This is a genomic window from Mesorhizobium sp. WSM4840 (genome assembly GCF_055811755.1).
This window is the reverse complement of the sequence record NZ_JBVVQD010000019.1, coordinates 88,611-114,054: the sequence shown is the minus strand read 5'-3', so window position 1 is coordinate 114,054 and position 25,444 is coordinate 88,611. Positions and strand designations below refer to the sequence as shown.

Annotated in this window: 30 protein-coding genes; 19 read left to right on the top strand and 11 right to left on the bottom strand. The window is 62.9% G+C overall.

All coding sequences use genetic code 11. The annotated features are described in order from the left end of the window. Positions 1-8: 8 nt before the first annotated feature. A complete protein-coding gene (locus tag AC0L3I_RS23935) occupies positions 9-680 on the bottom strand; it encodes an alpha/beta hydrolase (RefSeq protein ID WP_473528408.1) in 672 nt (223 codons plus the stop codon). Between the two features lie 194 nt (positions 681-874). On the opposite strand from AC0L3I_RS23935, the gene AC0L3I_RS23930 reads away from it, so the two are divergent. Next, positions 875-2,083, top strand: a complete 1,209-nt coding sequence (locus AC0L3I_RS23930; RefSeq protein WP_473528407.1) for an OpgC family protein — start codon at positions 875-877, stop codon at positions 2,081-2,083. 16 nt (positions 2,084-2,099) lie between these two features. On the opposite strand, the gene AC0L3I_RS23925 is transcribed toward AC0L3I_RS23930, so the two are convergent. Further along, on the bottom strand, positions 2,100-3,182 hold the full coding sequence (locus AC0L3I_RS23925) for a LacI family DNA-binding transcriptional regulator (protein ID WP_473528406.1): 1,083 nt from the start codon (positions 3,180-3,182) through the stop codon (positions 2,100-2,102). Between the two features lie 147 nt (positions 3,183-3,329). Between AC0L3I_RS23925 and AC0L3I_RS23920 the strand changes: the two genes are divergently transcribed. Both AC0L3I_RS23920 and AC0L3I_RS23915 read left to right on the top strand, forming a co-directional pair. After that, positions 3,330-3,473 (top strand): hypothetical protein, encoded by a 144-nt coding sequence (locus tag AC0L3I_RS23920; protein ID WP_473528405.1) that lies wholly within the window; start codon positions 3,330-3,332, stop codon positions 3,471-3,473. 61 nt (positions 3,474-3,534) lie between these two features. Continuing rightward, complete coding sequence (locus AC0L3I_RS23915; RefSeq protein ID WP_473487728.1) at positions 3,535-3,699, top strand: hypothetical protein; 165 nt, start codon at positions 3,535-3,537, stop codon at positions 3,697-3,699. 95 nt (positions 3,700-3,794) lie between these two features. On the opposite strand, the gene AC0L3I_RS23910 is transcribed toward AC0L3I_RS23915, so the two are convergent. Then, entirely contained in the window at positions 3,795-4,169 is a 375-nt protein-coding gene (locus AC0L3I_RS23910; RefSeq protein ID WP_473528404.1) for a DUF423 domain-containing protein, read from the bottom strand. 41 nt (positions 4,170-4,210) lie between these two features. Continuing rightward, complete coding sequence (locus AC0L3I_RS23905) at positions 4,211-5,470, bottom strand: multidrug efflux MFS transporter (protein ID WP_473528403.1); 1,260 nt, start codon at positions 5,468-5,470, stop codon at positions 4,211-4,213. Between the two features lie 178 nt (positions 5,471-5,648). Between AC0L3I_RS23905 and AC0L3I_RS23900 the strand changes: the two genes are divergently transcribed. Together AC0L3I_RS23900 and AC0L3I_RS23895 are read left to right on the top strand one after the other, a co-directional pair. After that, the gene (locus AC0L3I_RS23900; RefSeq protein ID WP_473528402.1) at positions 5,649-6,314 is read left to right on the top strand and encodes a GntR family transcriptional regulator; all 666 of its coding nucleotides are present in this window, start codon (positions 5,649-5,651) and stop codon (positions 6,312-6,314) included. Continuing rightward, positions 6,265-6,633 (top strand): DUF982 domain-containing protein, encoded by a 369-nt coding sequence (locus tag AC0L3I_RS23895; RefSeq protein ID WP_473528401.1) that lies wholly within the window; start codon positions 6,265-6,267, stop codon positions 6,631-6,633. The genes AC0L3I_RS23900 and AC0L3I_RS23895 overlap by 50 nt, the downstream gene beginning before the upstream one ends. A gap of 55 nt (positions 6,634-6,688) precedes the next feature. Here AC0L3I_RS23895 and AC0L3I_RS23890 read toward each other — a convergent pair whose 3' ends face one another. Beyond that, a complete protein-coding gene (locus AC0L3I_RS23890; protein WP_123147561.1) occupies positions 6,689-6,847 on the bottom strand; it encodes a hypothetical protein in 159 nt (52 codons plus the stop codon). A 204-nt stretch (positions 6,848-7,051) separates the two neighbouring features. Between AC0L3I_RS23890 and AC0L3I_RS23885 the strand changes: the two genes are divergently transcribed. Continuing rightward, positions 7,052-8,023, top strand: coding sequence for a glycosyl transferase family 90 (locus tag AC0L3I_RS23885; RefSeq protein ID WP_473528400.1), 972 nt, complete (start codon positions 7,052-7,054; stop codon positions 8,021-8,023). A gap of 36 nt (positions 8,024-8,059) precedes the next feature. Here AC0L3I_RS23885 and AC0L3I_RS23880 read toward each other — a convergent pair whose 3' ends face one another. Next, positions 8,060-9,103: an aldo/keto reductase gene (locus AC0L3I_RS23880; RefSeq protein ID WP_473528399.1), complete on the bottom strand. Its 1,044-nt coding sequence runs from the start codon at positions 9,101-9,103 to the stop codon at positions 8,060-8,062. Between the two features lie 258 nt (positions 9,104-9,361). On the opposite strand from AC0L3I_RS23880, the gene ppk2 reads away from it, so the two are divergent. After that, a complete protein-coding gene (gene ppk2, locus AC0L3I_RS23875; RefSeq protein WP_473487723.1) occupies positions 9,362-10,282 on the top strand; it encodes a polyphosphate kinase 2 in 921 nt (306 codons plus the stop codon). A gap of 273 nt (positions 10,283-10,555) precedes the next feature. Here ppk2 and AC0L3I_RS23870 read toward each other — a convergent pair whose 3' ends face one another. The 5 genes from AC0L3I_RS23870 to AC0L3I_RS23850 form a co-directional block, all read right to left on the bottom strand. Beyond that, positions 10,556-11,200, bottom strand: coding sequence for a dihydrofolate reductase family protein (locus AC0L3I_RS23870; RefSeq protein ID WP_473528398.1), 645 nt, complete (start codon positions 11,198-11,200; stop codon positions 10,556-10,558). 149 nt (positions 11,201-11,349) lie between these two features. Next, complete coding sequence (locus tag AC0L3I_RS23865; protein ID WP_473487721.1) at positions 11,350-11,700, bottom strand: HepT-like ribonuclease domain-containing protein; 351 nt, start codon at positions 11,698-11,700, stop codon at positions 11,350-11,352. Then, entirely contained in the window at positions 11,700-11,996 is a 297-nt protein-coding gene (locus AC0L3I_RS23860) for a nucleotidyltransferase family protein (RefSeq protein ID WP_202363192.1), read from the bottom strand. The genes AC0L3I_RS23865 and AC0L3I_RS23860 overlap by 1 nt, the downstream gene beginning before the upstream one ends. A 48-nt stretch (positions 11,997-12,044) precedes the next feature. After that, entirely contained in the window at positions 12,045-13,076 is a 1,032-nt protein-coding gene (gene hemB / locus AC0L3I_RS23855) for a porphobilinogen synthase (protein WP_473528397.1), read from the bottom strand. Positions 13,077-13,327: 251 nt separating this feature from the next. Continuing rightward, positions 13,328-14,146 (bottom strand): DUF2066 domain-containing protein, encoded by an 819-nt coding sequence (locus AC0L3I_RS23850; protein WP_473528396.1) that lies wholly within the window; start codon positions 14,144-14,146, stop codon positions 13,328-13,330. A 159-nt stretch (positions 14,147-14,305) separates the two neighbouring features. Between AC0L3I_RS23850 and AC0L3I_RS23845 the strand changes: the two genes are divergently transcribed. The 12 genes from AC0L3I_RS23845 (at position 14,306) to AC0L3I_RS23790 (ending at position 25,333) form a co-directional block, all read left to right on the top strand. After that, a complete protein-coding gene (locus tag AC0L3I_RS23845) occupies positions 14,306-15,349 on the top strand; it encodes an enoyl-CoA hydratase/isomerase family protein (RefSeq protein ID WP_473528395.1) in 1,044 nt (347 codons plus the stop codon). Further along, a complete protein-coding gene (locus AC0L3I_RS23840) occupies positions 15,346-15,768 on the top strand; it encodes a DUF6163 family protein (RefSeq protein WP_473487717.1) in 423 nt (140 codons plus the stop codon). Before AC0L3I_RS23845 ends, AC0L3I_RS23840 begins: the two co-directional genes overlap by 4 nt. 277 nt (positions 15,769-16,045) lie before the next feature. After that, positions 16,046-16,561 carry a transcriptional regulator LdtR gene (gene ldtR, locus AC0L3I_RS23835; RefSeq protein ID WP_473487716.1) on the top strand — a complete coding sequence of 172 codons (516 nt, stop codon included), beginning with the start codon at positions 16,046-16,048 and terminating at the stop codon, positions 16,559-16,561. 351 nt (positions 16,562-16,912) lie between these two features. Continuing rightward, entirely contained in the window at positions 16,913-18,166 is a 1,254-nt protein-coding gene (locus tag AC0L3I_RS23830) for a L,D-transpeptidase family protein (protein WP_473487715.1), read from the top strand. A gap of 108 nt (positions 18,167-18,274) precedes the next feature. Further along, positions 18,275-19,921: a Na+/H+ antiporter gene (locus tag AC0L3I_RS23825; protein ID WP_473528394.1), complete on the top strand. Its 1,647-nt coding sequence runs from the start codon at positions 18,275-18,277 to the stop codon at positions 19,919-19,921. Between the two features lie 118 nt (positions 19,922-20,039). Next, positions 20,040-21,353, top strand: a complete 1,314-nt coding sequence (gene glyA / locus AC0L3I_RS23820; RefSeq protein WP_473528393.1) for a serine hydroxymethyltransferase — start codon at positions 20,040-20,042, stop codon at positions 21,351-21,353. Positions 21,354-21,439: 86 nt separating this feature from the next. Continuing rightward, positions 21,440-22,027, top strand: coding sequence for a hypothetical protein (locus AC0L3I_RS23815; RefSeq protein ID WP_473528426.1), 588 nt, complete (start codon positions 21,440-21,442; stop codon positions 22,025-22,027). A 150-nt stretch (positions 22,028-22,177) separates the two neighbouring features. Continuing rightward, a complete protein-coding gene (nrdR, locus tag AC0L3I_RS23810; protein WP_023798407.1) occupies positions 22,178-22,654 on the top strand; it encodes a transcriptional regulator NrdR in 477 nt (158 codons plus the stop codon). Positions 22,655-22,656: 2 nt separating this feature from the next. After that, positions 22,657-23,781 (top strand): bifunctional diaminohydroxyphosphoribosylaminopyrimidine deaminase/5-amino-6-(5-phosphoribosylamino)uracil reductase RibD, encoded by a 1,125-nt coding sequence (ribD, locus tag AC0L3I_RS23805; protein WP_473528392.1) that lies wholly within the window; start codon positions 22,657-22,659, stop codon positions 23,779-23,781. A gap of 108 nt (positions 23,782-23,889) precedes the next feature. Beyond that, positions 23,890-24,507 (top strand): riboflavin synthase, encoded by a 618-nt coding sequence (locus AC0L3I_RS23800; protein ID WP_473528425.1) that lies wholly within the window; start codon positions 23,890-23,892, stop codon positions 24,505-24,507. A 390-nt stretch (positions 24,508-24,897) separates the two neighbouring features. Next, entirely contained in the window at positions 24,898-25,200 is a 303-nt protein-coding gene (locus tag AC0L3I_RS23795) for a type II toxin-antitoxin system TacA family antitoxin (protein ID WP_473528391.1), read from the top strand. A gap of 7 nt (positions 25,201-25,207) precedes the next feature. After that, the gene (locus AC0L3I_RS23790; RefSeq protein ID WP_473528390.1) at positions 25,208-25,333 is read left to right on the top strand and encodes a hypothetical protein; all 126 of its coding nucleotides are present in this window, start codon (positions 25,208-25,210) and stop codon (positions 25,331-25,333) included. The last annotated feature ends 111 nt before the right edge of the window (positions 25,334-25,444 follow it).

The following is a 25,444-nucleotide window of genomic DNA, read 5'->3' as shown; positions in this document are numbered from 1 at the left end:
TCGGCTGATCAATTCGCCTGCGCGATGGCGGTTGCCGGACGCGCCAGCCATTGCCTGACGATTACAGCATCCCGGTCGCCGATTTCATGGCCGGAGGCGATGGTGTGGGCGTCGACCGCGGCGCCATGTGATTCGAGCAATGTGACCAACGCCGGCGCGAAAGGCGCGTAGGTCAGGTCAGCGGCGCCGGCGATGATCAGCACGCGCGCCTTGGACAGATCGGCCGGGGGGACCTCGTCGAGCACCGGCATCGGGCGCAGCAATGCCGCCCGTTCGATGAGGCCGAAATGCAGCAGCATCACGCTCGAAACCAGATTGGCGCCGTTTGAATAGCCAAGAAAGATCGTTCGGGAGAGATCGAGCCCGTGGCGATTCGCGGCCGCGGTGATGAAGCCCGCGAAAGCGTCCGCCTCGGTGCAGATGCTCTCCTGTTCGAAGCGCGTCGGCGTGATCCGCGCGAACCAGCGGAATCCGTCCTCCTGGGCGATGCGACCACGCACCGCCACCAACACCGCGTTCGGTGCGATTTGCTGCCCGAGCGCCACCAGAGTCGACTCGTCGACACCGGATCCATGCAGCAGAAAAAGGCATTCGCCGGTTGGTTCTGCTGGTCTGTAGAGGCGATAGAAAAACGGCAGGTCGCGCCGCAAAAAGCCGTCTTCCAGAGGTTTTTCGGCCATAGTTGCATCCTTTTGATTTCGCGTCGCTTTTGTTCATTTGCCGACTTCAAAACGGAATATTTTCGGGCTCCTTCAAAGTTGATTGAACCGGGCGCATTTCAGTCCGTTTGTTCGCCGATATGCTCCTGCGGGAGCGAAGCGGTGCGCTGGGCGGTCGCATCGGCATGAACAACCAGCTTTGAGGCCTTTTATCGATGACCATGCCAATTTCACCGGATCGCGGCACGCGTATCCCGGATCGCGGAACGCGTATCCCGGATCGCGATACGCGCATCGATGTGTTCCGCGCCCTCGCTCTGCTGATCATATTTGTCGACCATGTCCCGGGCACGGTTTTCGAAACCCTGACTTACAAGAATTTCGGCTTTTCGGATGCCGCCGAGGCCTTCGTGCTGATCTCTGGCATGTCCGTCGCGCTCGCCTACGGCTCAAAATTCCAGTCCGGAAACCGGCTCATGGCCACACTGAAATTGTGGCGCCGCGCCGGTGTGCTCTATGTCGCCCACATTGTCACGACGATGGTGGTGCTGGCCATCTTCTGCGCGGCAGCGGTGTTCGCGAAGCGGCCGGACATGCTGACGCTGATCAACATCGAGCCATTGATCAAGAACCCGCAGCAAGCGCTGATCGGCATCGTCACGCTTGGCCATCAGCTTGGCTACAACAACATCCTGCCGGTCTATGCGGTGCTGCTGCTGATGGCGCCAACCTTCCTGCTGTTCATCAGCCGCAGGCCTTTCACGGCACTCACCCTATCCGGAGCTCTGTGGCTGGTTGCCGGGGTCTACCAGATCGCCCCGCCGAATTATCCTGAGCCCGGCTTCTGGTTCCTCAATCCGCTGTCGTGGCAATTCCTCTTCAACATCGGCCTGGCGAGCATGCTGCATATCAGGCGCGGCGGCACCATTCCGGTCAATCGCTGGCTGGTCGGCGCGTCGGCGGTCTATGTCGCGGCGGCGTTGGTCTGGGTGCACAGCCCGCTATGGGGGCACGTGTCGTGGCTGAACCTGCCCGTAGTGCTGACCGGCTTTGACAAGACGTTCCTGTCGCTGCCGAGGCTGCTGCACATCCTGGCGGTGAGCTACCTGATCGTGGCGTTTCCTTCTGTCTCGAACCTGTTCCGCACCAGCCGCGACCATCCGCTCGCCATATTGGGCAAACGATCGCTGCCGGTTTTCATCGCCGGCACGGTGATGGCCATGGCGGCGCAGGTGATGAAGCTGATCAACCCGGGCGGGTTTGCCTACGACAGCTTGCTGATCGCCGCCGGCATCGCCATGCAGTTCGCGCTCGCCTATTACCTCGAATGGCTGTCGGGTATTGGCGGCAACAGCAAGCCGGTCCGCAGCGAGCCGCCGCCGGTCAATGCACCCTTCGGCGTGAGCGGCATGGCGACAGGCTGAATCGATAGCGTCTGCCTCACGCTGTTTTGGGCGGCGGTCCGGAAGATGCCCTGACGACGAGTTCGACGCCAAGCGTCTCGCGTCGCACCGTGCCGTCGAAATCGAGGATCGTTCGCGCCGCCCGGCGGCCGATGTCGGCGATCGGCTGGGCAACCGTGGTCAGCGGAGGATCGCAAAGTGCGGCGTCCGGCACGCCGTCGAAACCGACGACGGAGACGTCGCCGGGAACCGCAATGCCACGCGCGGCCAACCATTCGATCGCGACCATGGCGATCCGGTCCGACATCGCCAGGATGGCGGTCGGCGGCTCTGTCGAGGCGAAGATCGTTTCGAGGCCGGCCGTTGTGCTGGCTTCGTCGTTTTCGGTTTCGTATACCGGTATCCCGGCGGTATCGACGCCGTACCGGGAAAACGCCTCGAAATAGCCGACGAGGCGATCGCGCGTGCCGGTGTAGACGGCCGCCCGGACTTGGCTCGGCGAGACAAGACCGGTGCTGTCGTCGGCGAAAGGCAGCGCCAGAACGGCGAAGCGGCGATGGCCAAGCTCGGCGAGATGCTGCGCCGCCAGGCGGGCGCCGGCGACATTGTCGACGCCGATTGCCGAAACAGTGTCGTCGTCGAAACCGAGCTCAAGCGCGACGAAAGGGAGTTTGCGTTCGCGCGTCAGTTCGACGAGGCGCGAGCCGCCCTCGATGCAGAACAGGATGAAGCCGTCGACCAGCGCGCTCTGGATGTTCCAGGCAAGCTTCTCCTGATTGCCGGCCGATACCAGCGCGATGCCGGCGCCGGTGGCGTCGCATGCCTCGGAAATCCCGGTCATCATCGCGCGGGCGAATGGGTCTTCGAAGAAATAGGACAGCGGCTCGGTCGTGGCGACGCCGATCGCGTTGACCTTGCCGGCACGCAGAAGCCGACCCTTGGGATCCGGCCCCGCATAGCCCATCGCCTCGGCCGCTGCCTTGACCCGTTCGCGGACCTCCTCGCGTACGATCTCGGGACGGCTGAACACGTTGGAGGCAGTGCCGTGCGAAACTCCGGCGGCCTTGGCGATGTCTGCCAGCCGGATGGGTTTCGTATTGCCTTCGGTGGATGACGCCATTTTCTGCTTCCGGACTCCTTATCCAGTATCTAGCACCTTTGTTGGATCGATTCAAATTTTGCTTGACATTGGTGCATTTGGGCGTATTTTTGAATCGATCCAAATTTCGCTAACTTTCGATGGGATCGATTCAGGGAGGAGAGAGCCATGCACCCCGTCAATTACCTGTTCGAAGACATCTATCGCAACGACTGGAGCATGATTTCGAACGCGGTGACCCGGACACGTCGCGGCGGCGCCGGTTCGTGGATCCGCGGTCTGCGTTTTCTCGTGGAGCGCAAGCGGGGCTGATCGGCACGGTATTTTCTGGCCTGTCGATTGGATCGATTCAAGTTTGAAAAAGGAGCCAAACATGCATCCGATCAATCATTTGTTCGAAGACATCTATCGCAACTATTGGGGCATCTCGCCGGCCATCGACAGGCCGGAGCGACGCCGGCTGACCAAGCCGGCGGCACACAATCGCGACCTGCCGGTCCGGCCCGAACGCCGGCAAGACTGGTCATCGTCTGATTGATCGTCGTTTGGCGGGACCTGGCCGTCTGTCCGCAAGCGCCGTACTTGAGCTGGGGAGGGCTACCAGCCTAGCTCTCCCGCTGCAGGAATGCCATTTCAGGAGCGTGGGCGCACCAGCGCCGAGGCTGCAACAGCCAGCCAGCCGGCGAGGAGCAAGGTGCCGCCGATCGGCGCCGACATCGAAAAAAGCCGCGAGCCGAGGAAGTCACGGGCAAGGAGATCGCCACAGAACAATACAAGCCCGACAAGAAGAATAAGGCTTGCTGTTCGCAGGATCCGATTTGCGCCGACGAGGCCGACGGCGAGAAAGACCGGCGCATGCATGAGCAGGAAGGACGCGACCGTGCCGACGAAAGCGCCGCCCAGATGTGCCGCCGCGGCGGAGAGCGCCACGCCGGCCGCGCCGCACAGGCCGCCTACGAGAACGAGGATGCGGCCGCTGCCGCTTGCTGGTTGCTCGGCCGTGCTCATGTCTCTGGTCTCCGTGAAGCAGTGATAGCCCGCAAACCGTGTCAGGATTTGCCCGCCTGCACCAGCATGTCGCGCGCGCGACGCGACTGGACCAGCCAGTTATACGCCGCTCCGCCCGCCATTAGCACGGATGTGCCGAGAAACACCGCGCGCATGCCGAAATGACCGCCGACGAAGCCGCCGAGCAACGGCCCGGCGACCTGTCCGACATATTGCGCCGAGATCGACAAGCCCAGCACATTGCCGCCGACGCCGTCCGGAACATTGTGGCGGATGACGCTGGTGATGCAGGGCAGGAGGCCGCCAAGAGCCAGCCCCATCAGGAAACGCAGGCCAACGAGCTGCCAGCCCTGCGTGACGAAGGCCTGCGGGATCAGCAGCAGCGCCGAGACGGCAAGCGCCCCAATGATGACATTCCAGTGACCGACGCGGTCGGCGAGCTTGCCGAGGCGCGAGGCCGACAGGATGGCGCCAAGTGCCGCGGCCGACATGACGACGCCGGATATCAGCGTGACCCGGCTTTGGTCCTCGATGAGCTGCTGGACGTAGACTGTGATGATCGGCTCGATCGACATGGTGGCGAAGCTCAACAGCATGCCGGTCGCCAGCATGGCGACGACCGGGCGTTTGTCCGAGATTTGCGACCAGCCGCCTTTCGGCTTCTCAGTCGGTGCTGATTTGTCGGCTGCCGGGCGAGGGTTCTCCTTGATGAGAAAAGTCGTTGCCAGGAACGCCAGGAAAATGACGCCGCCGGCGAGCAGGAAGGTGGCGCGGATGCCGATCAAGGGCGGCAGCGCGCCGCCGAGCAGGGGACCGACGAGGGCGCCTGCGGTGATGCCGGCCGACAGCACGCCCAGCGCCCAGCCCGACCGGTCCTTCGGCGTCTGCATGGCGACGAGAATGGTCGAACCCGAGGAATAGCCGCCGGCGAAACCGATCAGCAGGCGCAGCAGCACCAATTGCCAGACAGTCTCCACCATGCCGGTCAGCGACATGCAGACGGCCATGCCGAAACTGGCGCGCACCAGCATCAGCTTGCGGCCGTAGCGGTCGCCCAGCCGTCCCCACAGCGGCGCCACCAGCGCGGCGGCGAAGAACGTCGCGCCGTAGGCGATGCCGGACCACTGCACAACAGCCGCGTGCCCCTCGGCACCCAGCTGCTCGACATAAAGCGGCAGGAAGGGCAACAGCAGCGTCATGGCGACCAGAGTGCTGAACGAACCGGCAAAGCACACGGCAAGATTGCGGCGCCAGTGGATGTTGTGGGCGCCTTGCATGGCAGGGGTGGCTTCTTGCGGCATGTCCTGTCCTGTCCGGCAAGTCTCTCGACGACTTGTTCCGGATGCCATTTTGGGATACCAAGTTGGTATCCGTCATGGACGCAAGCCCGGCCGTTGTCAATGCGGCCATCTTAAACGTGATCGGCAAACGCTGGCCAGCGACCCGATCGCCGAAACAAATGGCCAGAACGGAACCGCCATGTCCCAGATGCAGAATGTCGAAAAACAGCTTCGGGAGATGATTCTCGGCCTCGAGATCGGTCCGGGCGAGCGGCTGACGGAACGCTGGATCGAAAGCCGCTTCGGGGCGTCGCGCACGCCGGTCAGGGCAGCATTGCTGCGGCTCGAGCCGGAAGGTCTGGTCTGCCGCGACGGGCGCGGCTGGACGGTATCGCCGATCAACATCGCCGAGCTCGAGCAGATCGCCGTCTACCGCGAGGCGGTCGAGGTGGCGGCGGTCAAGCTGACTTGTGCCTTGGAGGACAGGAGCGCCGTCGACGTCATCGAGGCGATGCTGGACTCCTGCGACGCTGGCACCCCGCGCGAGGGATGGCATCGCGTCGGCATGGATTTTCACATCGAGCTGGCACGCCTGTCCGGCAACGAGTTCCTGTTCAGGGCGGTTCGCGATGCGATGACGCGCCTGTCGCGGGCGCGTTGGCTGGAGGTGCGCGACGAGGCGGCACTCGGCCGTGCCTGGGCCGAACACCGTGCCATTCTGGCGGCGGTGCGGGCCGGCGATGCGGATGAGGCGGCACACCGGCTTTCGGCTCATATCGTCGGCAGCCGCGACCGGCTGGTGACATCATTGCACAATGACCGGCGCGGCCTGCGTGCCAGGGGATTTGCCGTCGTCGCGGCTTGATTGCCGAGGCAACTACTTTCGCCCTCGCTTCGCGAGCGCCGATGGCGTAAGAGCGGCGATGGAAAACAACCGATTTGAAACACCCGTGACCGTCAAGTCGGGCGCGGAGGGAACCACTCAGCTCTTGCGGACCGTCCGCGAGGCTTCCGACTACCTCCTCAACAACTGGCCCGGCAAGCGCAGTCCAAAGCATCGCGAAGCGCTGCAGGCCTGCCATGATGCGCTGGCCGGCGACAAACCGGCGATGACTGCAAGGCGCGCCTTCATCGCCGCCGCGCGCGAGGTGAACGTGTTCGTCAGCGACAAGGCGCCGGCCTGAAGACGCAGCGGGATTCCTAGGCCAAATCCGATCCGCCTCGCGGGCCGGATGCGTTTTACTCTGCCGTTTCCGTTTCGGTCTCGGACGTGGTCTCGTCTTCGGGCTTCGAACGTTCCTTGGCTGCCGCCTTGGCCGCCTGCTTTTCCGCCTTCTTGGCAGCCTTCTGCCGGTCGCGTTCCTTGCGTTCCTGGCCGTAATTCGGTGCTCGCGCCATATCTCTTCCTTTCACAATCCCAAAGGTTCTTAGCCCTGCCTAGGGGCATTGGGCTACAAACACAACACCGCAAAGGGCGATCGGCTCCATACACAGCCGGCAGGCCGGCTGAACACGGTTCCGTGGCTTGCAAGATAGCCGGCACAATGGTGTAGGAGGGGCCGGGAGGGCAAATCACAAGCCGACTTTTTCACCAAGTGACCGATGGCCACCCTTCAAAGAAACGCACAGAAGCTATTCTACTATGCGCGCAATGCCGCGCGCGATATCGCACCGCAGGCGCTGTTCCGCCGCAGGCTCGCCGGGCTGCTCGAGCAGGCCAGGCTTTCGGACGGATCGGTCCGCGCGCGTCTCAACTATTACAACAGATTGCAGAAGGCTTTCGCGCCGAGCGCCGGGGCCGCACCGGTCAGCCGGCTGCCGACAGACCGGAGCATGTATTACTACGATCTGAAGGAATTTACCCGCTACTTCGATCCCGATTTGCGCATCGACCTCGAATTCGGCGACGTCGTCGAAGTGCCTGCGATGCCGTCGATCGTCAAGGATCGGCCGATCGCCGGCGATAACAGGAACGGGATCCTGTTCAAGCTCAACAAGTTCCGCCACTTCCACATGCCCGCCGACGATGTTGCCTTCGCGGACAAGCTTCCGGTTGCGGTGTGGCGCGGCGAGCTCAACAACCCGATAAGGACCTTGCTTCTGGAGGCCGCGCGCGATCTGCCCTTTTGCGATGTCGGCACGCCCAAACCGACGGCAGCGCCGGAATATCGCAAGCCTTACCTGAGCATCGATCAGCAGCGGCGCTGTCGCTACATCATTTCACTCGAAGGCAACGATGTGGCGACCAACCTAAAATGGATCATGAGTTCGAATTCACTGTGCCTGATGCCGCCGCCGACATATGAGACATGGTTCGCCGAAAGCGAACTCGTGGCTGACGTTCACTATGTACCGCTCGAACCTGATTTCACGGATCTTGCCGAGCGGGTGCAGTATCTCGAACGTCATCCGACTGAGGCAGAGCGCATCGTTGCCGCCGCCAACGCCTATTGCCGCAAGTTCGCCGACGAACGGGCCGAGCAGGCGATCTGCTTGCTCGTGCTCTACAAGTATTTCGTGCTCAGCGGTCAGATCGAGCCTGATCCCGAGGTCTGGCGTTTTATCTCCGGCTAAGCCCGCAGCGACCTTCGACCTGATCCGGATCCGGAGTCAGACACCTTCCCGGTCGAGAACCAGATCGGCCGGACCAAACCGGTCCTTTGCCGTGAACTGCTGGTGCCAGTAGGGGTAGAGAACGGGCGGGCGGCTGACTGCGTCGAGGCGTGCGCGCTCATCGCTGGTCAGCACAAGGCTTGCAGCGGCGATATTGTCCTTGAACTGTGCTTCGGTCCGTCCGCCGATGACCAGCGAACTGATGGCCGGCCGGCCGAGCAGCCAGGCAAGCGCCACCTGCGCCGCCGACACGCCATGGTTGTTGCCGATATAGGCAAGCACGTCGACGATCCGCCATAGCCGCTCCTCATCACGGATCGGCGGTTCAGACCAGCCGCTGAGCTGGCGGGCGGTGGCCTGGTCGCGGTTGTATTTGCCGGACAGCAGTCCGCCGGCGAGCGGGCTCCACACCAGCACGCCAAGCCCCTGGTCGACCGAGATCGGCAGCAGTTCATATTCGGCTTCGCGCGCTTCCAGCGTGTAGTGGATCTGCTGGGTGACGAAGCGCGGCTGGTGCTGGCGGTCGCTGATCCCCAGCGCCTTCATCACTTGCCAGCCGGAATAGTTGGAACAGCCGACATAGCGGACCTTGCCCTGGCTGACGAGCGTGTCGAGCGCGGCGATGGTCTCCTCCAGCGGCGTCGTGCCGTCCCATTCGTGCAGGAAATATATGTCGATGACGTCGGTCCTGAGGCGCTTCAGGCTCTTCTCGCACTCGCGGATCAGATGGTAGCGCGACAGCCCTTCGTCGTTGGGACCGTCACCGATCCGCATGCGCGCCTTGGAGGCGATCAGTACATCGCCCTTGCGCCTGCCGCCGAGCGCGTCGCCGATGATCTCTTCCGAAAGCCCATTCGAATAGACATTGGCGGTGTCGATGAGATTGATGCCGGAATCGATGCAGAGGTCGATCATCCGGCGCGCCTCGTCGAGATCGGTCTTGCCGACCGCCGAAAATGCGCCGGCGCCGCCAAAGGTCATGGTGCCCATGGTCAGCGTCGAAACCTTCAGCCCGGAACGGCCGAGAGTGCGGTATTCCATGTCAGATCCTCGCAATTGCGTTGAGAAGGGCTGCTTCGAAGGCTGCCCAAAAGGACGTGGCATTTGTAGGACAATTCGCGCCGCTTGTCGTGCATGCGATTGAGGTTGATCGATCACATCTCACGGATTTGCGCGACCGGCGCACAGGCCGGCTGCAATAAAACCGTCATTGCCGGCCTGTATGCAAGTCGGCTCAAGGTGTTCGATCTTGGCTGGCAGGCCGGACGCCGACACGGGCGTGCACGCGGAGCAGCATAAATGACTGAAGCAAAACAGAATTCTCCCGCCAAGGACTGGCTGGAGGCGGAACTCGCCGACACGCTCGACGAAGACTATGAGCTGGAAATGTCGGAACCGGCGCTGTCGCTGGAAATCGCCAGAATCTACAAGAACGCGCATCCGCCCTCGATGAATCGCCTGCAATATTTTCGCGACCTGATCACGCTGCAATCCGAATTGATCAAGCTGCAGTCCTGGGTGGCTTACACCAAGAAGAAGCTGGTTGTGGTTTTCGAGGGCCGCGACTCGGCCGGCAAGGGCGGCGTCATCAAGCGCATCACCCAGCGGCTCAATCCGCGCATCTGCCGCGTCGTTGCCTTGCCGGCGCCGACCGAGCGCGAGAAGTCGCAATGGTATTTCCAGCGCTACGTGCCGCATTTGCCGGCAGGCGGCGAGATCGTGCTGTTCGACCGCTCCTGGTACAACCGCTCCGGCGTCGAAAGGGTGATGGGATTTGCCGAACCGGATCAGGTCGAGGAGTTTTTTCGCGACGTGCCGGAGTTCGAGCGCATGCTGGTCCGCTCCGGCATCACGCTGGTCAAATACTGGTTCTCCATCACCGACGAGGAGCAGCAGATGCGTTTCCAGATGCGCATCCATGATCCGATGAAGCAGTGGAAGCTGTCGCCGATGGACCTGCAGTCGCGCGTGCGCTGGGAGCAGTACACCAAGGCCAAGGAAGAGACCTTCGCCCGCACCAACATTCCCGAAGCCCCCTGGTTCATCGTCGAGGGCAACGACAAGAAGCGGGCACGGCTGAACTGCATCGATCATCTCCTCAAGCAGATGCCTTATCAGGAGGTGCCGCACGAGGAGATCACGCTGCCCGACCGCGTCTTCAATCCCGAATACGAGCGCCAGGTATTGCCGCGCGAGCTGTATGTGCCGGAGAAGTATTAAGGCAGAGCTCCCTTCTCCCCGTCACTATACGGGAGAAAGATGCCGGCAGGCGGATGAGAGACAGCGCCAACCTCGACAGTTGAACCTGCCAAAGTCACTGCATGGGACCAAACTTATTTTGATGTCATATTGCCATAGGGGGTATTGTCCGGCAGCGTAATCATTGATCGATTGCGCCGCCCCTCATTGCCCTGCCGGGCATTTTCTCCCCGTATAGTGACGGGGAGAAAGGGGCCTGTACCGAGGTTTCGCCAACAGAGCAGACGAAACGTCCTAATCGCGCTTGATGATCAGATGCGTGGCATTCGGCGTTGCGACCTGCTCGCTGCAGCGGTAGCCGAGCCGGGGCATGTCGATGCCGGCAAAAAGATTCTCGCCTGAGCCGAGCAGCATCGGCGATATCGCAAGATGCATGTCGTCGACGAGCTTTTCCTGGAGATATTGCCGGATCGTGGCGACGCCGCCGCCCAGCCGTACATCCTTGCCATCAGCCGCTGCCTTCGCCTTTTCCAGCGCTGAGTAGATACCATCGGTTACGAAATAGAAGGTCGTGCCGCCGTCCATGACAAGAGGATCCCGCGGAAAGTGGGTGAGCACGAAGACCGGCACATGGTAGGGCGGATTGTCTCCCCACCAGCCTTTCCAGGTGTCATCGGGCCAAGGTCCGCGGATCGGCCCGAACATGTTTCGGCCCATGATCCACGCCCCGATATCTTCGAAGCTGCGCGTCACAAACGTGTCGTCGGTATCCGTGGTCCCGCCATCTTCACCAGACATGTTGCGGAAGGTTCGGGTGCCGAGCATCCATGTGTGCAAGGCTTCCCCGCCGATGCCCAGCGGCTCTTTCAGGTCCTGGTCGGGACCGGCGCCGAAGCCGTCGATAGACAGGGTGAATGCGTTGACACGAAGCTTGGACATGAGTACTTCCCTAAACCGGTTGTAAAATACAATCAGTTGTTTTTAGCTGGACTGATTGCGTTTTGCAAGCGGTACTTCGCCGCCGAGCAAGAGCGGCTTGTTTGGCCAGCATCAGGACCACCGCAAAGAGGGGATGGTTGCAGCAGCAGCTACTTGCGCCGCGACGCCTCGAGTATGCGCTCGACAGCTAGGCGGAGCGGCGACAGACTGTCTGTCACTACGGTCCAGACGATGGCGTCGGAAGTCTTGTGGTATTCGTGACGCAAAACGTTGCCAATTCCACGAATCTGTTTCCAGGGAATTTCTGGAGCAAGAGCGAGCAAATCGTCCGGGATGTGCCGGGTGGCTTCAGAAATGATCTCGATGCCGCGCTCCACGCCATGACGAAGCAGCCAGTCGTCACGAAAGTCATCCAGGGTCTTGCCGGCGGTGGCAGTGCTGATGCCATCCAAAGCCGCTATGATCTCGGCTAGGATCGGCTCGATCCGGCGGACTGCCATCAGAATACGCGCACGGCCGATTGTTCGATCTCGGCCTTCAACATGGGATGAAGGCTGTCGCGTGTGGTGATGTCAATTTCCGTTGACATCTTCTCTTCCAGAAATTGCTTGATCCCGACCAGGTCGATCAGAGAAAAGCGCCGCGCCGGATCATAGTCGATGAACAGATCAAGATCGCTGTCCGGCTGCGCATCGTCCCGCGCCGCCGACCCGAACAGATACAGCGAAGTCGCGCCCATGCCCTTGATGGCATCTGCGTTCCTCTGCAACCGTTCGATGACCTCGTTCCTGCTCATGAGTCCATTCTAGCGGATTGCAGCAAAATCCCAAAACGATGCGAGTGCCTACCCCTTCAGCATCGCCGCCACCTCGGGCGCGAAATAGGTGAGGATGCCGTCGCAGCCGGCGCGCTTGAAGGCGAGCAGCGATTCCAGCATCGCCTTGTCGCCGTCGATCCAGCCATTGGCGGCGGCCGCCTTGATCATCGAATATTCGCCCGACACCTGATAGGCGAAGGTCGGCATGCGGAATTCGTCCTTCAGCCTGCGGATGATGTCGAGATAGGGCAGGCCGGGCTTGACCATCAGCATGTCGGCGCCCTCGGCGAGGTCCTGCTCGGCCTCTCGCACCGCCTCGTCGAAATTGGCATGGTCGAGATAGTAGGTCTTCTTGTCGCCCTTGAGCAGGCCGGCGGTGCCGACCGCCTCGCGATAGGGTCCGTAGAAGGCGGAGGCGAATTTCGTCGCGTAGGACATGATCGCCACATCCTGAAAACCATTGGCGTCGAGCGCATCGCGGATGGCGCCGATGCGGCCATCCATCATATCGGACGGGGCAATGATATCGGCCCCGGCCGAAGCCTGGATGACGGCAGCCGCGGCGACCTGCTCCACGGTCTGGTCGTTGACGATGATGCCGTCACGCAAGATGCCGTCATGGCCGTGCGAGGTGAAGGGATCGAGCGCCGCGTCGGTGATGATGCCGATCTCGGGCACCGCGTGCTTGATGGCGCGCGTGGCGCGGTTGATGACGTTTTCCGGATCGAGGATGTGCGAACCGGTCTGGTCGCGCAGGCCGAGCTCGACATTGGGGAAGGTGGCGATCGCCGGAATGCCGAGCCTTGCCGCGCGCTCGGCCTCCTTGACGGCAAGGTCAAGCGACAGGCGGAAGACGCCGGGCATGGCGGCGATCGGTTCGCGGATGTTTTTCCCGTCGACGACGAAGATCGGCCAGATCAGGTCGTCGGCGCTCAGCCGGTTCTCCTGGACGAGGCGGCGCGACCAGTCGGCCTTGCGCATGCGGCGCAAACGGCGGCTGCCGGTGATCTCGTCGACGCTGCGCGCGCCGGCAGGCTTAGCTGGGGTGAATCTGTTCATTGCCAAAACTCCGGATCGGCGGCTTTTACCACGAGCCTCCGCCGCTGACCAATGCGGCACGATTGTGCCAGCGTCGTAAGGGAGCGGTATGCCGAGTTTCAGGTTAGGCCGAGCCGGAGTCGAGGACGGGCGCGAAGCGACCAAACAGGTGGGTTCCGAGAACCGGAACGGAGCGTACGTTTAGGTACGCGAGTACTGGAAGCGCAGGAAACCGCCGTTTGCAGGCCGGCATCACCTGAAACTCGGCATACCTATGGCTGACCGTTGCCGGACAGGACCTGCGCCGCGCCCCGCATGGCGACGCGGAACGCCTCGTCGAAGCTGACGCCGCGCACTTGCCAGCTGTAGGTCCTGCCGCCCGTAGCCAGCCGCCAGTCGGCGATCCAGCCCAATTCCTTGTCGCTCCAGACGATGCTGCCGGCAAGCGCCTGGTCGGCGCCGGCCTGTTTGGCGGCCTTGTCCAGAGCCGCCATATCCGTCTCGTGCAGCGCCTTGTCGTCCAGCCCGGATTCTGAGAGCAGCGACGCCTTGGGAAACGCGATCCGCATCGCCAGCGGGTCGGCAGCATTCACGAACGATTCGCGCATCGGTGCGCCGCGCTCATCGTCGGCGGTCAGCGCGAAATGCCTGGCGCCTTGCTCCGTTGCGAGAAAGATCGCCAGCCGCGGTCGCTCGGCGAGCCACGGCTTGCTGCCGAGCGAGGCCAGTACCGGGTCGATCACACCAGGCCTGTAGAGGCAGGTAAGATCGTGCGGCCGGTCATGCGTGCCTTGTTCGTCGTGGATCGGAATGCCTTCCATCCGGTCGCGATAGCGGAATTCGGCAACGAAGCTGCCAGCCTTGTCGCGCAGCACCGCCATTACAGGCTTTTTCGGCAGCCGCTGATCGCCGGAGACCCTGACCAGAACCGCATCCAGGCAGGCCTTGAAGCCGATCCGGCGGTTTTCTTCTCCCTCGCCGGTGACGATGGTCTTCGCGCGATAGAGGTCGTCCGCGGCCAATGCGGGACGAGCGGTCGCGCATACAATCAGGCCGATCGCCAACAGGGCAAGACGCGAAAATCCAAGCATGGCTCAATGTCCGGTTTGAAAGCCCGCCATCAATATGGTCCGTTCTAGCATCGGCCGCCGGCGGTGGCCAAGGCGGCAGGATTGCCCTTGGCATTGACGGAGCCATGCGCCACGCTTTAGCACTTCAGTCCCGGCGGCGCGGGGAGGGATTCTTAGGCGATGGATTTTGGCGGCGGCAACGAGATCCGCTTCGAACGATCGGGCAGGGCCGGCGTTGTCACGCTGACGCGGCCGCAGGCGCTCAATGCCGTCACCCACCGCATGGTCAACGCCCTCGACAAGGCGCTGCGCGCCTGGGAGCGGGACGACGGCATCGATGTTGTCGTCGTCAAGGCCGAGGGCAGGGCGTTTTCGGCCGGCGGCGACATCCTCCACATCTACGAGGCTGGCCGGGCCGGAAAGCCGCCGGTCGATTTCTTCGCCGACGAATACCGGCTGAACGCCCGCATCGCGCGGTTCGGGAAACCCTATGTCGCGCTGATCGACGGTATCGTCATGGGCGGCGGCGTCGGCATCTCGTTCCACGGCTCGCATCGGGTACTGACCGAGAACGCCCAGTTCGCGATGCCGGAAGTCGGCATCGGCTTTTTCCCGGATGTCGGCGCCAGCCATCTCCTGCCGAACCTTGGCGGCAGCTTCGGCATGTATCTGGCCCTGACCGGAAACCGCATCCGCTATGGCGATGCTTTGTGGTCTGGCCTGGCAACGCATACGATCAAGGCGCAGGACCAGGCCGGTTTTCTCGATAGGCTGGTCGCGACCGGCGACCCGGAACCGGCGCCGCGCGGCTTTTCCGTCCCGGCCCGGCGCGAGACGGACAGTCCGACGCTGGAAGCGATCGCCCGCCATTTCGCGCAACCGTCGCTGGGTGACGTCATCGGCAGCCTGGAGCGCGCCGCACCCGCCGATGCGTTCGCGGCAAAGACGCTGGCGACGATCCGCACCCGCTCGCCGACCAGCCTGCACGTCGCCTGGCGCGAGATCAGCGCCGGACTGACGCTGTCGATGGACGAGTGCATGCGGATGGAGTTCCGCATCCTCAACCGCATGCTTGCCGGCCACGATTTCTACGAAGGCATCCGCGCCGCCATCATCGACAAGGGCTCGACGCCGCAATGGCGGCCGGCAGGCATCGACGACGTCAGCGCTGCCGACGTCGATGCCTATTTCGCTCCGCTCGGCGAACGGGAACTCGAACTGTGAGCGACGTCACGTCGAGACGCGTCGTGCTCCAGCCCTCGACGGCCGAGGTCATCTTCGCCTGGTTCCAGCGCGTCATATCGGGCTACTGCCTGTTGTTCGGGATTTTGTACTGGATCCGGCTGATCGGCTTCTATCCCGGTTCGTTGTGGCGCTTCGACCTGATGCCGGTGCATTGGCAGGTGGCGGCGGTGACGCTCGCCGTCTTCTTCCCCTTCGCCGCCGCCGGCCTGTGGATGCTGGCCTCCTGGGGGCCGGTGATCTGGTTCATCTGCGCGGCGACCGAGACCGTCATGTATGCCGGCTTTCCCGAGCTCTTCGGCCACCGGCCGCTTATCCTCGCCTCGCATGCGGCGGTGGCGCTGCTCTACATCGTCTTTCGCGTGGTGATCTGGATGCAGAAGCGCCAGAGCCGGCAATAGAGCATCGACCGATGCTCAACAAGAATGGCGCCCGCGCGTCCTGTCGTACGCGCAAAGGACGCTCTAACTTCTATCGGCTTCCGCCCGGAATCATTGGCTAAATCTTTAGGTTAATCATCCTTGTTCGGGTGACCCTTCGTTAAGCCTCTTTCGAAACCTATTACCGGTAAGCTCTTGTTAGCCCTAGCGTTTAAGTCGAATTTTATGAGTATTCGATAGTGTCGCGATCAAGGTGAAAAACAAAAAATCACCAGGCGACAAACGAGAGGCAAAGACAATGATCAATTCCCGTCCGGCGGCGAAGACCGCCAACGTATCCGATGACCGTCGCGAGGCGATCCGTTCGCTGTACATGGAGTCGCTGCAACTGGTGGAGCGCCTGCACCGCCGCCTGCTTGACGTGATCAAGGACGAATTCGACCGCAACGGCCGTTCCGACATCAACGCCATCCAGGCGCTGCTGCTCTTCAACATCGGCAATTCGGAGCTGACCGCCGGCGAGCTGCGCTCGCGCGGCTACTATCTCGGCTCGAACGTCTCCTACAATCTGAAGAAGCTGGTCGATCTCGGCTTCATCAACCACCAGCGCTCGCGCATCGACCGCCGCTCGGTACGGATCTCGCTGACGCCAAAGGGCAGTGAGGTGGCGGAAGTCGTCGCCGGCCTATACGAGCGCCATGTCGGCTCGATCGAGCAGGTCGGCGGCATCAACACGGAAGAATTCAAGCAGATGAATCGCGCCCTGCAGCGCCTCGACCGCTTCTGGAACGACACCATCGCTTACCGGATGTAACGCATCCGCAGCATGTAGGGGAAAACCGCGCCGAAGAAGCGCGGTCGGGAGCGACCTAAAGACCGGTGCCGAAAAGCACCGGTCTTTCCGTTTCGTCACGCCAGACGATCCAAATCGCGGTCAGGGTCACGTTGCCGCCATATTCCCGGTGAAAGCGAGAATGCGGGTGATCTTGCGGCGAGAGCCAACCGTCTCCCTGCCAACCGTCTCTCTGAACGCGCATTGCGCCCGGCGCGTTCTCACACAGCAGGAACAGGGGGCCATGGTTGGCTAATTGTTAAGGACGCCAACCCTAGAGTACGGGCGGGATCGCCCGGTGAAAAAACTGTTACAGGAATGTCTGGAGCGTAAATGAGAACCAGTCGCCGTTTCTTCCTTTCTGGAGCCTCCGCGTTGGCCGCGACGATGATTGCCGGCGGCGCCAGCGCGCAGGACGTGATCGCGGATATCCTGAAATCCTCCGGCCGCGGCAACTGGGACGACCAGTTCGACGCCCGCGCCAGCCAGGGCGGCAAGGTGGCCTCGACGCTGCCGATCGTCAGCCTGCAGACCGTTGCGTTCACCGAGCAGGCGATCGCGCAGTATCAGAATATTGTCGCGCAGGGCGGCTGGCAGCCGGTCCCGGACACCAAGAAATTGCAGCTCGGCGTCATCGATCCCGACGTGGTGCCATTGCGCAGGCGCTTGATGATTTCGGGCGACCTGGCGCAGAGCGCCGGCCTTTCAGAGGCCTTCGATTCCTACGTCGATGCGGCGGTCAAGCGCTTCCAGGCGCGCCATGGCCTGCCTTCCGACGGGACACTGGGCCAATATTCGTATGCGGCGATGAATGTTTCGGCGCAGGTCCGGCTTGGCCAGCTGCAGACCAATCTGCAGCGGCTGCACGAGCGCGCCGGCACGCTGGGCAACCGTTATGTATTGGTCGACATCCCGGGCGCCCAGATCGAAGCGGTCGAGAACGACCGCGTCGTGCTGCGCCACACCGCCGTTGTCGGCAAAATCGATCGCCAGACGCCGATTGTCGATTCCAAGATCAACGAGATCATCGTCAATCCCTACTGGAACGCGCCGGTCTCGATCGTGCGCAAGGACATCATTCCGCTGATGCGGAAGGACCCCAACTATCTCAAGGACAGCAACATCCGTCTGTTCGCACCGGACGGCAGCGAGGTCGATCCGCTGACCGTCGACTGGTCGACCGACGACGCGGAGAAATACCGCTTTCGCCAGGATCCGGGCGCCGGCAATGCGATGGCCTCGGTCAAGATCAATTTCCCGAGCCCGGACGGCGTCTACATGCACGACACGCCGCAGCAGAGCCTGTTCGGCAAGATGATGCGCTTCGATTCCTCGGGCTGCGTGCGCGTCCAGAACGTACGCGACCTCGTCACCTGGATCCTGCGCGACACGCCGGGCTGGAGCCGCCAGTATTTCGAGGCAGCGATCAAGAGCGGCGAGAACATCCCGGTTCAGGTCACCAACCCGGTGCCGGTCTTTTTCCTCTACATCTCGGCCTGGTCGACGGGGCCTGGCGTCGTGCAGTTCCGCGACGACATCTACGGGCTCGACGGAGCCAACGAGCTGCAGATCACCTCCGCGCTCTAAGCGACTGATTTTTCTACTGAAAGGGCCGCCGGTGAGGGCGGCCTTTTTGCATCCGGCTGGGGGGCGCGCTTTGCGCCGGGTCCGGAAAGCGCCGTTCGGTACAGGCCCATGCAAGTCGCCATCTTCATCCTGATCGTGCTCGTCTTCGTCGCCGTTTCCGGCGCGCTGGTCCGGCTGGTGCGGGTGCCGTTGCCGGTGCTGCAGCTTGCCATAGGTGCCGCACTCGCCTGGCCAATGCGCGGCATCCATGTCGAGATCGATCCCGAGCTCTTCCTGCTGGTGTTCATTCCGCCGCTGCTGTTCAGCGATGCCTATGGCGCCCCGAAGCGCGAACTGGTGGCGCTGCGCGGGCCGATACTGGACCTCGCCATCGGGCTGGTCTTCTTCACCATCGTCGGCCTCGGCTACGCCTTGCACTGGCTGGTGCCGAGTGTTCCGCTCGTCGTCGCTTTTGCGCTCGCCGCGGTGCTATCTCCGACCGACGCAGTGGCCGTGTCCTCGATCGTCGACAAGAATGTGGTTCCGGCGCGGCTGATGCACATTCTGGAAGGCGAGTCGCTGCTCAACGACGCGTCGGGGCTGGTCATGTTCCGTTTCGCGGTGGCGGCGGTGTTGACCGGCAGCTTTTCCTTCGCCGCGGTATCTCTGACTTTCCTCTACGCCGTGGCAGTCGGCATCCTGGCCGGCGTGGTGGCATTGTTCGTTGCCGCCAAGGCGCTGCAATTGCTGAACCGCATCGGCGGCGTGCCAGCCGAGGCGCAGGTGCTGATCATGATCCTGCTGCCCTTCGTCGCCTATCTCGGCGCCGAGCATGTCGGGGCTTCGGGTATCCTGGCTGCGGTCACCGCCGGCGTGCTGACCGGCGGTTCCGGAATATTCCGCTTCCTCGGCGTTTCGGCGCGTATCCAGACGATGTCGCTGTGGACGACGCTGTCTTTCGTTTTCAACGGCGCGCTCTTCATCCTGCTCGGCCTGCAGTTTCCCGACATCATTGCCAACGTGCCGCCCGAGCTCAGCGGCCGCTATCCGGTCATCCAGCCGATCCTGACGGTGTTGGCGCTGACGCTCTGCCTGATCGCGCTACGCTTTGTCTGGATCTGGATTGGCGACACTACGGCCCGCGTCGTGGCGCGATTGCGCGAGCGCAAGGCCGAGCCGTTCGGACTGCGTATTCTCCTCGCCGGCTCGGTGGCCGGCGTGCGTGGCGCGATAACGCTGACCGGCATCCTGTCGCTGCCGCTCGCCATGCCGGACGGCTCGCCCTTTCCGGCGCGAGACGTGGCGATCTTCCTGGCCGCCGGCGTCATCATCTGCTCACTGGCCATCGCCAGCCTCACGCTGCCCTGGATAGCGCGCGGGCTGGTTGAGCCGGGCGAGGATGCCGGCGCTGCCGAGGAACGCCTGGCGCGTGTCGGCGCGGCCAAGGCCGCCATCGACCGCATCGAGAGCATCGCCGGTGCGGAAGACGGGGACGAAGGTGAGGTGCCCGTCGCCCGGCTCGCCGCGGCCGACAGCATTGTCGCCGGTTACCGCCGCCGCATCGCCGCCTCCGACGAGGCCGATGAAGCGCGCACTGAAGCCCGTGAAGCCGGACGGCTGGAGCTCGAAATGAGGCTCGCCGGCATCGAGGCCGAGCGCAAGGCGGTGCGCGCCATGTTTCGCAGCCGTGAGATCAACGATCACACCATGCAGGCGCTGCTTACTGAGATTACGCTTACGGAAGCTTTGCTGAAGGGCCGTCAGGCGAGGAAATAGCCAGCTCTTCGCCTTGCTGCCGCAATCCGGCCAGCAAATTTCGCGCTGCAAACGTGGCGGGGCGAAAGCAACTGTGTTAATGGCGCGGCAGGCCCCCCGGACGACAAGGATCTCAAGCATGGCAACAGCAGCGGCAGTGTCGAACAAATTCGAATCCTTCTTCGAAACCACGCTTGCCGATGCGGATCCGGAGATTTTCGGCGCGATCCGCAACGAACTCGGCCGCCAGCGCCACGAGATCGAGCTTATAGCATCGGAAAACATCGTCTCCCGCGCCGTTCTGGAAGCGCAAGGGTCGATCATGACCAACAAATATGCCGAGGGCTATCCGGGCAAGCGCTACTATGGCGGCTGCCAGTTCGTCGACGTGGCCGAGGACCTGGCCATCGAGCGTGCGAAAAAGCTGTTCAGCTGTAACTTCGCCAACGTTCAGCCGAATTCCGGCAGCCAGATGAACCAGGCGGTGTTCCTGGCGCTGCTGCAGCCCGGCGACACCTTCATGGGTCTCGACCTCAATTCCGGTGGCCACTTGACGCACGGTTCGCCGGTCAACATGAGCGGCAAATGGTTCAAGGTCGTTTCCTACGGCGTGCGCAGGGACGATCATCTGCTCGACATGGATGCGATCGAGAAGACCGCCCACGAGACCAGGCCGAAGCTGATCCTGGCCGGCGGCACCGCCTATTCGCGCGTCTGGGACTGGAAGCGTTTTCGCGAGATCGCCGACTCGATCGGCGCCTATCTGATGGTCGACATGGCCCATATCGCCGGCCTGGTCGCCGGTGGCGTGCATCCGTCGCCGCTGCCATATGCCCATGTGGTTACCACCACCACGCACAAGTCGCTGCGTGGCCCGCGTGGCGGCATGATCCTGTGCAACGACGAGGAGATCGCCAAGAAGATGAACTCGGCGGTGTTTCCGGGCCTGCAGGGCGGGCCGCTGATGCATGTCATCGCCGCCAAGGCGGTGGCCTTCGGCGAAGCGCTGAAGCCGAGCTTCAAGGTCTATGCCGAGAGCGTTGCCGCCAATGCCAAGGCGCTGGCCTCCAGCCTGCAGGAAACCGGTCTCGACATCGTCTCCGGCGGCACCGACAACCATCTGATGCTGGTCGACCTGCGCCCCAAGAACGCCACCGGCAAGCGCGCCGAGGCAGCGCTTGGCCGCGCCAACATCACCTGCAACAAGAACGGCATTCCTTTCGATCCCGAAAAGCCGTTCGTCACCTCGGGCGTGCGCCTCGGCACGCCGGCCGGCACCACGCGCGGCTTCGGCCAAGCCGAGTTCCGCGAGATCGGCAAGCTGATCGCCGAAGTGCTGGACGGGCTCAAGGCCGCGAATTCCGACGAGGGCAATGCAGCCGTCGAGGCAGCGGTGAAGGCGAAGGTGGCGGCGTTGACGGATCGTTTTCCGCTCTATCCCTATCTCGGTTGAGCTTACGCAAAAGTGTCATCCGTTATCGGCCACACGAGAAGCACTGTTGCAGTGGGGACCGAGTCCGGACAGGAGGCTTGACGATGATGCAGATTTTCCGTGTCGCTGGGTTTTGCGCGCTTGGCGTAGTGGCGACATTGGCCGCCTTGCCGCTGTCCGCCGCCTTGGCACAGTCTGCGCCCACCCCAGCCGCACCGAAGACCGAAACCTTCGGCATGTGGTCCACCACTGTGGACGAGATCGATACCGGCGAGGATCTGCGCAAGACCTGCGTCGCCTCGACCGCCTTTCTCGACGCGAGCGGTACCAGCGGCACTCTCACGCTCGCCATCTCGAACGGCGATGCACTGCCGCCCAGTGGCTATCCGACGCTTGTCATCGCCATGAAGAACAAGGACTTGCCGACTGGCGAGAATATTTCGGCGGTGTTCGGCGACAGCAACGGCAAGGTCAAGGCGACGGTCAATGCCATGGCCGGTGCCGGCGGAAAATGGATGTTGAACAACAACCCCGAGATCAGCCTGGCGCTGCTGCGTGCCATGCGCCGCGCCAGCGCACTCGATGTCACCTTCGCCGACACAGCGGTCGCGACCGTATCGATGGACGGCTTCACCAAGGCCTATCGCAGCCTCGGCGTGTCATGTGGGTTCCCGACTGGTGACGTCGCTCCGTAATCGGCCGGTGTTGCCGTCTCGTATGATGCTGGCAATTTTTCTCGCGCCTCGCTATCTCTGAGGCGCGAGAGACCACCCCCGGTGCTTTGCCATCCCGGCAAAAACCTCTAAGCCTTTCGCTCCACGAGAATCGCGAACATAAGGCTGTCCATGCGCTGTCCCTACTGCCAGTCCGAAGATACGCAGGTGAAGGATTCGCGTCCCGCCGAAGATGGCGCGGCGATCCGCAGGCGGCGCGTCTGCCCCGATTGCGGCGGCCGCTTCACCACCTTCGAACGCGTGCAGTTGCGCGACCTCGTGGTGGTGAAGAAGTCCGGGCGCAAGGTGCCGTTCGACCGCGACAAGCTGCTGCGCTCGGTCGAGATCGCCGTGCGCAAGCGCAATGTCGATCCCGAGCGTATCGACCGCGCGGTGACCGGCATCGTGCGCCAGCTCGAAAGCTCGGGCGAGACCGAAGTCGCCTCGGGCGAGGTCGGCCGCCTGGTGATGGAGGCGCTGAAGTCGCTCGACGACGTCGCTTATGTCCGCTTCGCCTCGGTCTATCGCAATTTCCGTGAGGCCAAGGATTTCCACGACGTGCTGGGCGAACTGAAGGGTGACGAGCTCAAGGAAGAGGACGCCGGCTGAGCATGGCAAGGCGCAGCCAAGCCGAACAAGAAGTTCTTGATCGCCGCTTCATGGCGGCAGCACTCAGGCTGTCGCGCAAAAATGCCGGGCGGACCTCGACCAACCCGTCCGTCGGCACGCTGATCGTGCGCGACGACGGCACCGGGCCGATGATTGTCGGCACCGGCGTCACCGCTGTCGGCGGCCGGCCGCATGCCGAGACCGAGGCGCTGGCCGAGGCCGGCGAGCTCGCACGCGGCGCCACCGCCTATGTCACACTGGAGCCCTGCGCCCACCATGGCCGCACGCCGCCTTGCGCCAATGCGCTGCTCAATGCCGGCGTCGCGCGGGTGGTTGGGGCTGCGAGCGACCCCGATCCACGCGTGTCCGGCAACGGCTATGCGATCCTGCGTGCCGCCGGTGTCGAGGTGGTCGAAAAGGTGCTGCTGGCAGAAGCCGCCGAGCAGATGGCCGGCTATCTCATTCGATCTCTGAAAAAACGTCCGGAAGTGATCCTGAAACTTGCGCTTTCCAGCGACGGCAAGATCGGCACGGAAGGCGCGGGGCAGGTCTCGATCACCGGCGACGTCGCCCGGCGCGAAGTCTATATGATGCGGGCCGAAGCCGACGGCATATTGATCGGCATTGGCACGGCGCTCGAGGACGATCCGGCTCTGACGGTGCGGTTGCCGGGGCTGGAAAACCGTTCGCCGGCGCGCATCGTGCTCGACCGCCAGATCAGGCTGCCGGAAACGTCGAAACTGGTCGCCGGCGTCGACCGGGTTCCGCTCTATGTCGCCGCCTGCGCTGAAGCTGATCCGCACCGGCGCGCCGCGCTCGAACGCGCCGGCGTGCGCTTCATCGGCACCGAGACGTATGAAGGCGATATTGCGCTGCCGGAACTGCTCGAGGATCTGGCCGCGCTCGGCATGGCCAGCGTGCTGGTCGAGGGCGGCGCCAAGGTGGCCAAGGCCTTCCTCGCCGAAGGGCTGGTCGACCGCATCGTGCTGTTCCAGGGCCAGGAGCCGATCGGCAAGCGCGGCATTGTATCGCCCATTGACGCCGACCATATCCCGGCAGGATTTCGCAAATTGCGCGACATGCGTTTCGGCGAAGACAGCTACGCCGAGTGGATAAGGGATTTCTAGGCCATGATCCCGAACCGAAGGTCCGCGTTAGCGAAAAGTGGGAACCGGATTTCGGAATAGATCATGCCAAACAAAAAAGATCATGGCCAAACAAGAAGACAGGATCTGATGTTCACCGGGATTGTCACTGATGTCGGCACCGTCGCTGCCGTGAAGCCGCTGAGAGAGGGCATCGGCTTGCGCATCGACACCGCCTATGACCCGCAGACGATCACCATTGGTGCTTCGATTTCCTGCGGCGGCGTCTGCCTGACGGTGACGGCGCTGCCGGAAAGCGGCGCCAATGCGCGCTGGTTCGAGGTCGAGGCCTGGGAAGAGGCACTCAGGCTGACGACGGCGATGGCCTGGAAATCCGGCACCAGGATCAATCTGGAGCGGGCGCTGAAGATCGGCGACGAACTCGGTGGCCACATCGTTTCAGGCCATGTCGACGGCACGGCCGAGATCGTGGCGCGCAAGGAGGAAGGCGATGCCGTGCGCTTCACGCTGGAAGCGCCGCGCGACCTGGCCAAATTCATCGCACCCAAGGGCTCCGTCGCGCTCGACGGCACTTCGCTCACCGTCAACAAGGTCGAAGGCACCCGCTTCGACGTGCTGCTGATCCATCACTCGCTGACCGTGACCACCTGGGGCGAACGCCAGGTCGGCGACCGGGTCAATCTGGAGATCGACACCATGGCCCGCTACGCGGCGCGCTTGGCCGAGGCCGCGAAAGAGGGGCTTTGATGGCCCTGCCGGAGAGCGGCGTGGATTCATACGGTTGGTCCGAACAGGACGAGCACCTCGGATTTAATTCGCGCCTTGTTCCGTTCCGTTGGCGCTGCCCCTCACCCGCCTGCCGGCGACCTCTCCCCGTAAACGGGGCGAGGGGCGCTGTCATCGATGGTTTCGCCAATCACCAGCGTTGCAAGAAGGGCGCCGGCGTCGCGGCCAGCTTCTTTCGCCCCGTTTACGGGGAGAAATGCCCGACAGGGCAATGAGGGGCAGCGCCGGCTTCGGTAATTGATCTCTCCAGCACGGGTTGCGAACCCATCATTTGTCCGATTGCACTGGGCGCTCAAGCAAGCTTTGAACTTCCGGCCGATTGGCCGTACATTGCCGCTCAGGAGAACGACGATGATCTCACCCGCTTTGAAAACACCTTGCGGCCGTGTGCGCGGCGAGCGTCTGGAAACGCCCGTCACTGCTGACCAGAAGAGCCTCATAGAACATGCGGCGGCACTTCAGGGCCGGGCAGTGGTGGATTTCGTGCTGACCAGCGTGCTGGATGCTGCTCGCCGTGTCACCGAGGAGCATCAGCGCCTCGACCTGCCCGTCCGCGACTGCCAGGCTTTCGTCGATGCCCTGATCAATCCGCAGCCGGTGAACGATCGTCTGCGCGACACAATCCGCCGCTATCGTAAGGCCGCTGGCGTCTGAGCGGGGCATGATGACCAAGGGCAAAAAGACTTCCAGGCATGAAGAGCAACTGACGCGCGAAGCATTGGCCGATGTGGACTCCGGCCGCGTAATCGATCACCATGTCGTACTGGCTTTGGGCAGAAAGCCTTGACGCCAGTGAGCCGCTTCCAGCATCGCGCCGGGAAACCAAATAATCAGGGACTGTCGCCGCATCTCCACCAATCTTCCGCTTGCGATCAAACCGGCTTCGGCCTAAGTCACC

Bases quoted from the DNA above. Each gene is read 5' to 3' on its own strand.
- AC0L3I_RS23935 (WP_473528408.1), bottom strand. From the start codon at position 680: ATGGCCGAAAAACCTCTGGAAGACGGCTTTTTGCGGCGCGACCTGCCG.
- AC0L3I_RS23930 (WP_473528407.1), top strand. From the start codon at position 875: ATGACCATGCCAATTTCACCGGATCGCGGCACGCGTATCCCGGATCGC.
- AC0L3I_RS23925 (WP_473528406.1), bottom strand. From the start codon at position 3,182: ATGGCGTCATCCACCGAAGGCAATACGAAACCCATCCGGCTGGCAGAC.
- AC0L3I_RS23920 (WP_473528405.1), top strand. From the start codon at position 3,330: ATGCACCCCGTCAATTACCTGTTCGAAGACATCTATCGCAACGACTGG.
- AC0L3I_RS23915 (WP_473487728.1), top strand. From the start codon at position 3,535: ATGCATCCGATCAATCATTTGTTCGAAGACATCTATCGCAACTATTGG.
- AC0L3I_RS23910 (WP_473528404.1), bottom strand. From the start codon at position 4,169: ATGAGCACGGCCGAGCAACCAGCAAGCGGCAGCGGCCGCATCCTCGTT.
- AC0L3I_RS23905 (WP_473528403.1), bottom strand. From the start codon at position 5,470: ATGCCGCAAGAAGCCACCCCTGCCATGCAAGGCGCCCACAACATCCAC.
- AC0L3I_RS23900 (WP_473528402.1), top strand. From the start codon at position 5,649: ATGTCCCAGATGCAGAATGTCGAAAAACAGCTTCGGGAGATGATTCTC.
- AC0L3I_RS23895 (WP_473528401.1), top strand. From the start codon at position 6,265: ATGACCGGCGCGGCCTGCGTGCCAGGGGATTTGCCGTCGTCGCGGCTT.
- AC0L3I_RS23890 (WP_123147561.1), bottom strand. From the start codon at position 6,847: ATGGCGCGAGCACCGAATTACGGCCAGGAACGCAAGGAACGCGACCGG.
- AC0L3I_RS23885 (WP_473528400.1), top strand. From the start codon at position 7,052: ATGGCCACCCTTCAAAGAAACGCACAGAAGCTATTCTACTATGCGCGC.
- AC0L3I_RS23880 (WP_473528399.1), bottom strand. From the start codon at position 9,103: ATGGAATACCGCACTCTCGGCCGTTCCGGGCTGAAGGTTTCGACGCTG.
- ppk2 (WP_473487723.1), top strand. From the start codon at position 9,362: ATGACTGAAGCAAAACAGAATTCTCCCGCCAAGGACTGGCTGGAGGCG.
- AC0L3I_RS23870 (WP_473528398.1), bottom strand. From the start codon at position 11,200: ATGTCCAAGCTTCGTGTCAACGCATTCACCCTGTCTATCGACGGCTTC.
- AC0L3I_RS23865 (WP_473487721.1), bottom strand. From the start codon at position 11,700: ATGGCAGTCCGCCGGATCGAGCCGATCCTAGCCGAGATCATAGCGGCT.
- AC0L3I_RS23860 (WP_202363192.1), bottom strand. From the start codon at position 11,996: ATGAGCAGGAACGAGGTCATCGAACGGTTGCAGAGGAACGCAGATGCC.
- hemB (WP_473528397.1), bottom strand. From the start codon at position 13,076: ATGAACAGATTCACCCCAGCTAAGCCTGCCGGCGCGCGCAGCGTCGAC.
- AC0L3I_RS23850 (WP_473528396.1), bottom strand. From the start codon at position 14,146: ATGCTTGGATTTTCGCGTCTTGCCCTGTTGGCGATCGGCCTGATTGTA.
- AC0L3I_RS23845 (WP_473528395.1), top strand. From the start codon at position 14,306: ATGGATTTTGGCGGCGGCAACGAGATCCGCTTCGAACGATCGGGCAGG.
- ldtR (WP_473487716.1), top strand. From the start codon at position 16,046: ATGATCAATTCCCGTCCGGCGGCGAAGACCGCCAACGTATCCGATGAC.
- AC0L3I_RS23830 (WP_473487715.1), top strand. From the start codon at position 16,913: ATGAGAACCAGTCGCCGTTTCTTCCTTTCTGGAGCCTCCGCGTTGGCC.
- AC0L3I_RS23825 (WP_473528394.1), top strand. From the start codon at position 18,275: ATGCAAGTCGCCATCTTCATCCTGATCGTGCTCGTCTTCGTCGCCGTT.
- glyA (WP_473528393.1), top strand. From the start codon at position 20,040: ATGGCAACAGCAGCGGCAGTGTCGAACAAATTCGAATCCTTCTTCGAA.
- AC0L3I_RS23815 (WP_473528426.1), top strand. From the start codon at position 21,440: ATGCAGATTTTCCGTGTCGCTGGGTTTTGCGCGCTTGGCGTAGTGGCG.
- nrdR (WP_023798407.1), top strand. From the start codon at position 22,178: ATGCGCTGTCCCTACTGCCAGTCCGAAGATACGCAGGTGAAGGATTCG.
- ribD (WP_473528392.1), top strand. From the start codon at position 22,657: ATGGCAAGGCGCAGCCAAGCCGAACAAGAAGTTCTTGATCGCCGCTTC.
- AC0L3I_RS23800 (WP_473528425.1), top strand. From the start codon at position 23,890: ATGTTCACCGGGATTGTCACTGATGTCGGCACCGTCGCTGCCGTGAAG.
- AC0L3I_RS23795 (WP_473528391.1), top strand. From the start codon at position 24,898: ATGATCTCACCCGCTTTGAAAACACCTTGCGGCCGTGTGCGCGGCGAG.
- AC0L3I_RS23790 (WP_473528390.1), top strand. From the start codon at position 25,208: ATGATGACCAAGGGCAAAAAGACTTCCAGGCATGAAGAGCAACTGACG.